Below are 6,620 nucleotides of genomic sequence, written 5' to 3' on the forward strand. Positions count from 1 at the left end.
AAGAGTGCGCGCCCGGGAGCTGACGCTGCTCCTTGAGGGCAACGTGGAGGTTGTCGGACGCATTGTGCGCAGCAGCAACGCTGCATTCGTCATTGAAGTCTCGGCCGGGGAGGACTCCGGGTGGGCGGTCTATAAACCGGAAGCGGGCGAGAAGCCCTTGTTTGACTTTGAGCCCGGACTGTACCGGCGCGAACGTGCAGCTTTCTTGCTCAGCGAACATTTGGGATGGGACCTTGTGCCATTCACCCTGATCCGCGAAGACGCGCCGTTGGGCATCGGTTCCTCCCAGTGGTTCATCGATGGGGACGTGCGGGAACACTACTTCACCCTCTATGACGAGGTGCCCGAAACCCACTCGACATTGGCGCAGCTCGCGTTGTTCGATTGCATCGCCAACAATGCCGACCGCAAGGGCGGCCACGTGCTGCGTGGTCTGGACGGGCGTGTGTGGGGAATTGACCACGGCCTGTGCTTCTCGTCGGATTTCAAGCTGCGCACCGTTATCTGGGAGTTTGCCGGTGATCCCATGGCCAAGCCTCCGCTGGAAGACATCGCCTCACTCGCCGACTCCGTGCCTGCGGAGATCGCCGAACTGCTGGACCCTGCCGAGGCCACTGCACCGCGCCGCCGGGTGCAGCATCTGCTGCGCGAAGGCACGTTGCCGGTGGATCGCACCGGCATGCGGTTCCCCTGGCCGCTGGTTTAACGGATGGCGCCAAGGGGATCTCGAGGGCGCTAAACCCATCACGGGAAAGTGTCGTCGTGCAAGCAGTCGTCATCGGCTCCGGTGACACTTCAGCTTGGAAAGCCCGCTCTAGCGCATGCCCTCTCGCCGCAGGGCCGTGGCGATAGCTTCTGCCCTGGCCTGCACGCCGAGCTTGGCGTAAATGTGGGCAAGGTGGGTCTTGACAGTTGCCTCGGAGATGAACAGGCGCCGCCCCAGCTCACGGTTGCTGAGCCCCTGAGTCAACAACGCCAGCAATTCCGCCTCCCTCGGCGTCAGCACGGCCCCGGGATTGCGGAAGTGTTCAAAAAGTCGGGAGGCCACGGGTGGGCTCATGTGGCTGGTGCCCTTGACCGCTCCCCGGATGGCGGCAAAGATCTCCTCCGGCGCGGCATCCTTGAGCAGGTAGCCCATGGCTCCGGCGTCGACGGCGCGGACAATGTCGGCATCGGAATCGTAGGTGGTGAATACCAGGACCGGCTGCCCCGGCACCTTGCTGCGCACGGCTTTGATGGCTTCGATGCCGTCCATGCCGGCCCCCATGGCGAGATCCATCATGACCACGTCCGGCCGGAACGCTTCGACGGCGGCCAATGCCTCCTCGCCGGAGCCCACCTCGGCTACCACGGCTATGTCAGTTTGAGTGCCCAGAAGTGCCATGAGCCCGGTTCGCACCACTAGGTGGTCGTCGGCCAGCAGTACGGTGATGGCCTTCATGTGTCCTCCCTATGATCCGTTTCGTTCGGCAACGGCAGAACGGCAGCCACGATGGTCCCCTCACCGGGGCTGCTCTCCACCGAGAACTCCCCGCCCAGCTGTGTCACTCGCTGTCGCATGGCCCGCAGGCCGTATCCGCCTTTTGCCCCCGGTGCTGGTAGGTCGAGCGGGTCAAAGCCGCATCCGTCGTCGTAAATGTCCAGGGTGACAGCCTCGGGCAGGTAACCCACGCTCAGGCTGACGTGGGTTGCGTCCGCGTGCAACTTGATATTCGCGCACGCGCTCTGGGCCACTCGCAGCAGCGCATGGAAGGTCTCCTGGGGCACTGCCCGCTCTTGGCCACTCGTGCGAAGCTCGGCTCCGTCGACGAAATCGGAGGCTGCGGTGAGCAAGTCGCGGGCCATACCTTGCCCGCTCAAGGCAGGACCGGAAAGTTCGTGGACCAAGCTTCGAGTCTCGGCCAGGTTGCTGCGAAGCAGGTTCGTCGCCGCTTGCACTCCCTCCCGGGCAGCCGCTTCCGGCCACTGCCGCACGGCCGCCTCCAAAAGCAGGATGTTGGAGGCAAGACCCTGTGTGACTGTGTCGTGAATTTCGCGCGACACACGTTCACGTTCCGCCAACGCACCGGCAGTGCGCTCGCTGTCCAGCAACCGTTGTTGCGCAAGCTGAACCTCGCCATGGAGCTCGCGTTGGATGCGGGCGTCGGTCTCGATCCTGTCGTAGACCAGTGTCAGCAGCAATCCCACGGCCAGCGGCCCCAACAACATGGCAATGTCTGTGCCGCCGTTCAGTCGGAACAGCCCGACGGCGGTGGCCAGTGTGGTGACCCCGGCTGCCACGTAAGCGGCCTTGCCGAGAAACACGGCCCGGCAGAGGAAGAACAGTGCGAAGGAACACCAAGCGAAGCTCGGCGCCAGCACCACCAACGCAGACCAAGCAACCAGAAGCACCACCATGCAACCCGCCCTGAATCCTGCATGGCGGGACTGGATCGCACCAAGTGTGTAGAGGACCGCGACACCGGCAGCCAGCACCAGCACGCCCACATTATCTGCCGGGCTGTGGCGCATGACGTAGCGGATCACAGATGTAAGCAGCAAGACGGCAAACCCGAAATGGACCGCAGCGTCGATTCGGCCCCAGGCGGGGCGGCCATGCTGTTCCGCGGTGGGTGGGGCACTCATGCGAGTCCGTTCTTGGGCTGGTAGTTTGCCCAGTCCAATCATATGGGCCCGCCGCGGACCCTGCCTCAGCCTTTTGGCTGATACGACCTGCCAAAGGTGGGAGCCGGCACGACCCGTGCGCCCGATGCCTAGATGGGCCGGTTCCGGCCAGCATGGAGGGGAAGCCATTACACCACGCAGCATCAGGGAGCAACGAAATGAAACTGTCCAGCAAAACCACCGTCGCAGTGTCCATCGCAGCATTGATTCTCGCTGGCGGGGCCACAGTCGCAGCCAACGCCAGCATTCCGAACAAAGCACCGGCTGTCGCCGCATCCACAGCACCAGTGACCCCCTCGGGCGCCAACATCGTGGCCCAGAACCGCATCGGCACCATGGCCTCGGCCAACGCAGTGCGTGTGGCCATGGAAACATGCCAGGGACAAAACCTGCCGTTCGTCACCGTCGCCCTCGTCGACAGGTTCGGCACCGTTCAGGCGCTGCTGCGCGGTGACAACGCAGCCGAGCACACTATCGAGGCCGCCAAGGAAAAGGCCTACACCGCAGCAGCCTTCGGAGCGCCCACCTCCGAACTGGCCACGCGCGTCACCGGCAACGGACCGGGCCTTGCCGACCTGCCCGGCACCCTCTTTCTTCCCGGCGGCGTGCCGCTAAAGGTCAAGGGCGTCTCCGTGGCAGGAATCGGCGTGGGCGGCGCCCCCGACGGCATGCTGGACGAGAAGTGCGCAGCCGCCGGCGCAGCCACGCTCACCTCCGCCGCGAAGTAGGCTCGAAACCATGAAGAAAATTCGCGGGTGGCCCCAGCCAGGAACTGTGATGACTGCACTGGGGCTCGCCGTCGGGCTGTCAGGCTGCGCAACGGCAGCGAATAACGGCGACACCGCCAACTCACCTGCGCCGACATCGTCAACAAGTGATAGGGCACCCACGCCCACGCAGACGGAGAGCCCAGCGCCTTCCCCCACACCACCGGCACTGACAGGGGCGGAACAAATGGACCTTGACCAACAGCTGGTCCGCGCGGCCAAGAACAGCAAACCAGATCTGGTCCGCGAGCTCATCGCGGCCGGCGGCAACGTCAACGCCAAGGATTCCATCCAGGATTCGGCATACCTCTATGCGGGTGCGGAGGGCTTCAACGAGGTTCTCGCCATAACGCTCGAAAACGGGGCTGACGTCGCCAGCACCAACCGCTACGGAGGCACGGCCCTCATCCCTGCCAGCGAGCACGGCCATCTTCAGACCATCCGGATGCTCATTGCCGCCCGAGTCCCCGTCAACCATGTCAACAACCTCGGTTGGACGGCGCTGCAGGAAGCCATCCTGCTCAACGACGGCGGGGAAACCCAGCAACAGGCCGTCATGCTGCTGCTAGAGGCCGGTGCCGACCCCGGCATCCGCGACCGGGAGGGACGCACCGCCTTGGACAACGCCGAGCGGCTCGGCTTTGCGGCCATTGCGGAGCAGATCCACGCGTCGGGGTTCAAAGGATAGAAGGCTTCGTCGGACGGAGCCACACTGTTGCTCAAGATGGTGCCATTTCAGCTCGGATTCAAACAGAGGAGCGGATCCTGCTGAGGAGTACCCCCTTCGGGTAGGTGCGTGGCGACAGTCCAGCCTTGTTTCATTCTCCTCGAAGCGAATGTCAGCGCTGGGCACACACGCAAACCGCCCCGATCCGGAGATCGGGGCGGTTTGGCACTACTGCATTATGAGTCCAGATCCCGCTCGATGAGGGACTCGAATTCCACCACTGCGTCAGCGTTCTCAAACTCTACTGTCACCGATGCACCAAAATCAGCAACGAGGCCAAAATCACGCCGTCACAGTGCCTGCGCGGTTGCCAGAAAAGGAAATTTTGGCACCCCACCGAGTGGAGCTTGGGTGGTTCCGCCATGGGATCCCAAGGCGTGGCGTTGCCGTGTAATAGGCTCATTTTTGGCAAACAAAAAATCTACCGCCTCAATCGCCGCCAGAGTTAGCGGGCCATTCGAGTGGAGCTCAAGAGACACGAACTCCTGACCCCTCCTAGACAGTACCCGGTCAAGGAGCGCGCTCTGGGGAGCGAATCGTGACTTGCGGCTCAAACCGCAAAAGGTCTGCGGCCTGCCAACGGCCAGTAACCTGCTCAGATGGGGTAGGTTGTGAAAAAGGAGAAATCAATGAACGAGAAATTGCGTTGGGGCATCATGGGCACGGCCCGCATCGTCCGAAAGACAATTCCGGCGTTGCAAGAAACGAAAAACGGTGAGGTCGTAGGTATAGCTTCCCGCACTGAGGAGAAGGCTAGGGAGTATGCCGACAAGCACGGTATCCCAAAGGCGTTTGGCACTTATGAGGCGCTGCTCGCTTCCGCGGACATCGACGCTGTTTACATATGTCTGCCGAACGCACTGCACCTTGAATGGATCCTAAAATCTTTGGATGCAGGCAAGCACGTACTCTGTGAAAAACCTTTGGCGATGAGCGCCGCCGAGTGCGAGGAGATCGCACGCAAGGCCGACGAGACCGGGCTCAAAGTCCTAGAAGGCTTCATGTACCGTTTCCACCCGCGGTTCGAGAAACTGCAAGAGCTGCTGGCGGCCCATGCTGTGGGAAAACTAACATTTGTTCACGTAGGCCACACGGTGGACGCAGGCGGGGACGACAACATCCGCTGGTACACCGGGCTCGGCGGAGGGTCACTTTTCGATACGGGCGGTTACTGCGTCAACATCAGCCGGATGGTCACAGGACAGGAACCAGCTCAAGTCGCTGCCTATGGCAACTACCGCGAGGCCACCGACGCAGGTCGGATTGACGTCAGTGTTGCGGGCATGCTGCGCTTTCCTGGCAGCACAACGGCGCTCTTTGATACCGGAGTGAACCTCGAGCGACGCAACTTTATAGAACTTACCGGCACCGAAGGCCGGCTCTACCTTGACAATCCATTTAGCCTCTTGGAAGAAGATTCCGTCCTGGAAGAGCACCACTTCGGGCAGGACACCATCCATCACGAGATCAAGGGCGAAAACCACTTCGTACGGATGGGCGAACACTTCGCAGACAGCATCATCAACGGGACGCCCCTCCGGTATGATCTCACGGACGCAAAAAACAACTCACGGGTGCTAGAAGCTCTCGACCAGACAGCGCGGAAACAAGACCGGGGCATCTAAACTGATACGGTGTTCCGGCGCTGGACCAGGTTCCGGCGCTGGACCAGAACGTGGCTAAAGATCCCGCATTTCAGGGCGGAGCCTCCGACCCCAATTGCGCATGCTGCCACAGCCAATCTTCGTTCCAAACGCCTGGGTGCAGGCGAGTCTTGCAGAACATCACTTTGAGGCAAGAAGTGCGTGACGTGCAGGGGGCAGTCCCCGGCTTTTTGGCGTCGTCCCAGCCGAGGAGGACGCCTTGGCGCGTGCACAAGGCCAAGACTCTGCAGGTGACGCCTGTACTTGGTGGAGACAGCGAAGAGTTTGCGGCCTCGGTGGACAGCTGTGCCTTCACTTTCCACCGGCTAGGTTTCGACGTAGATTTGGCGTTCTGGCGGCGGTTTCTGGTTGCGGCCAGAGTCTTTACGACGTCGGCGTTCTGGGGCATTTCAGCCGCAGCACTCGACAGGGAGCTGTCTGTTTTTGGTTAGCTGGATTTGTGCAGAGGACTGCGAAAATGACAATCGGGTTTACGACCGTAAGGTGGTAGTTCCCCACTTGGCGGCTCACAGCACCTTCTGGAGCATAGGGCCCTCTAGGAAGCTGCTTCGACTCTCTCCGTGTTCGACAATCAGCCGGACGATTTTGCGGCCCCCACTTCCTAGATGACTAGTTCCAGGGGGTTAGTGGTTGTAGGCGGTGAGTGAGCGGCGGATGGTTTGGCTGGTTTGGTTGTGCCTGATCGCGGTGGTCATGGCCAGGAGGCGTTGGATGACGCGGGCGATGACACCTGCCGGGGTTCTTCCACTGCGTAGTTCCAGATCGAGTTGGCCCTTGAGGATGTCATTGATGGACTCG

General features: G+C 61.7%; 7 protein-coding genes and 1 pseudogene. 5 read left to right on the forward strand and 3 right to left on the reverse strand.

The window, feature by feature from the left end; translation table 11 throughout:
* Positions 1-4 precede the first annotated feature (4 nt).
* Positions 5-706: an SCO1664 family protein gene (locus tag QMG25_RS19070; RefSeq protein WP_283462670.1), complete on the forward strand. Its 702-nt coding sequence runs from the start codon at positions 5-7 to the stop codon at positions 704-706.
* 108 nt (positions 707-814) lie between these two features.
* Here the strand turns inward: QMG25_RS19070 and QMG25_RS19075 are convergent, their stop codons facing one another.
* Together QMG25_RS19075 and QMG25_RS19080 are read right to left on the reverse strand one after the other, a co-directional pair.
* Positions 815-1,441 carry a response regulator gene (locus QMG25_RS19075; protein ID WP_283462671.1) on the reverse strand — a complete coding sequence of 209 codons (627 nt, stop codon included), beginning with the start codon at positions 1,439-1,441 and terminating at the stop codon, positions 815-817.
* Positions 1,438-2,625 (reverse strand): sensor histidine kinase, encoded by a 1,188-nt coding sequence (locus QMG25_RS19080; RefSeq protein ID WP_283462672.1) that lies wholly within the window; start codon positions 2,623-2,625, stop codon positions 1,438-1,440. Before QMG25_RS19080 ends, QMG25_RS19075 begins: the two co-directional genes overlap by 4 nt.
* A 197-nt stretch (positions 2,626-2,822) precedes the next feature.
* Between QMG25_RS19080 and QMG25_RS19085 the strand changes: the two genes are divergently transcribed.
* The 4 genes from QMG25_RS19085 (at position 2,823) to QMG25_RS19100 (ending at position 6,253) form a co-directional block, all read left to right on the forward strand.
* Positions 2,823-3,392, forward strand: coding sequence for a GlcG/HbpS family heme-binding protein (locus QMG25_RS19085; RefSeq protein ID WP_283462673.1), 570 nt, complete (start codon positions 2,823-2,825; stop codon positions 3,390-3,392).
* Positions 3,393-3,441: 49 nt separating this feature from the next.
* Positions 3,442-4,119 carry an ankyrin repeat domain-containing protein gene (locus QMG25_RS19090; protein ID WP_283462674.1) on the forward strand — a complete coding sequence of 226 codons (678 nt, stop codon included), beginning with the start codon at positions 3,442-3,444 and terminating at the stop codon, positions 4,117-4,119.
* 668 nt (positions 4,120-4,787) lie between these two features.
* Positions 4,788-5,783, forward strand: a complete 996-nt coding sequence (locus QMG25_RS19095; protein WP_283462675.1) for a Gfo/Idh/MocA family protein — start codon at positions 4,788-4,790, stop codon at positions 5,781-5,783.
* 269 nt (positions 5,784-6,052) lie between these two features.
* On the forward strand, positions 6,053-6,253 hold the full coding sequence (locus QMG25_RS19100) for a hypothetical protein (protein WP_283462676.1): 201 nt from the start codon (positions 6,053-6,055) through the stop codon (positions 6,251-6,253).
* A gap of 192 nt (positions 6,254-6,445) precedes the next feature.
* Here QMG25_RS19100 and QMG25_RS20665 read toward each other — a convergent pair.
* Positions 6,446-6,620, reverse strand: a pseudogene (locus QMG25_RS20665) (IS982 family transposase); the annotation flags it as partial.

The sequence above is a fragment of the Arthrobacter sp. H35-D1 genome, assembly GCF_030063185.1.
Lineage (GTDB): Bacteria > Actinomycetota > Actinomycetes > Actinomycetales > Micrococcaceae > Specibacter.

Bases quoted from the DNA above. Each gene is read 5' to 3' on its own strand.
- QMG25_RS19085 (WP_283462673.1), top strand. From the start codon at position 2,823: ATGAAACTGTCCAGCAAAACCACCGTCGCAGTGTCCATCGCAGCATTG.
- QMG25_RS19075 (WP_283462671.1), bottom strand. From the start codon at position 1,441: ATGAAGGCCATCACCGTACTGCTGGCCGACGACCACCTAGTGGTGCGA.
- QMG25_RS19095 (WP_283462675.1), top strand. From the start codon at position 4,788: ATGAACGAGAAATTGCGTTGGGGCATCATGGGCACGGCCCGCATCGTC.
- QMG25_RS19080 (WP_283462672.1), bottom strand. From the start codon at position 2,625: ATGAGTGCCCCACCCACCGCGGAACAGCATGGCCGCCCCGCCTGGGGC.
- QMG25_RS19090 (WP_283462674.1), top strand. From the start codon at position 3,442: ATGACTGCACTGGGGCTCGCCGTCGGGCTGTCAGGCTGCGCAACGGCA.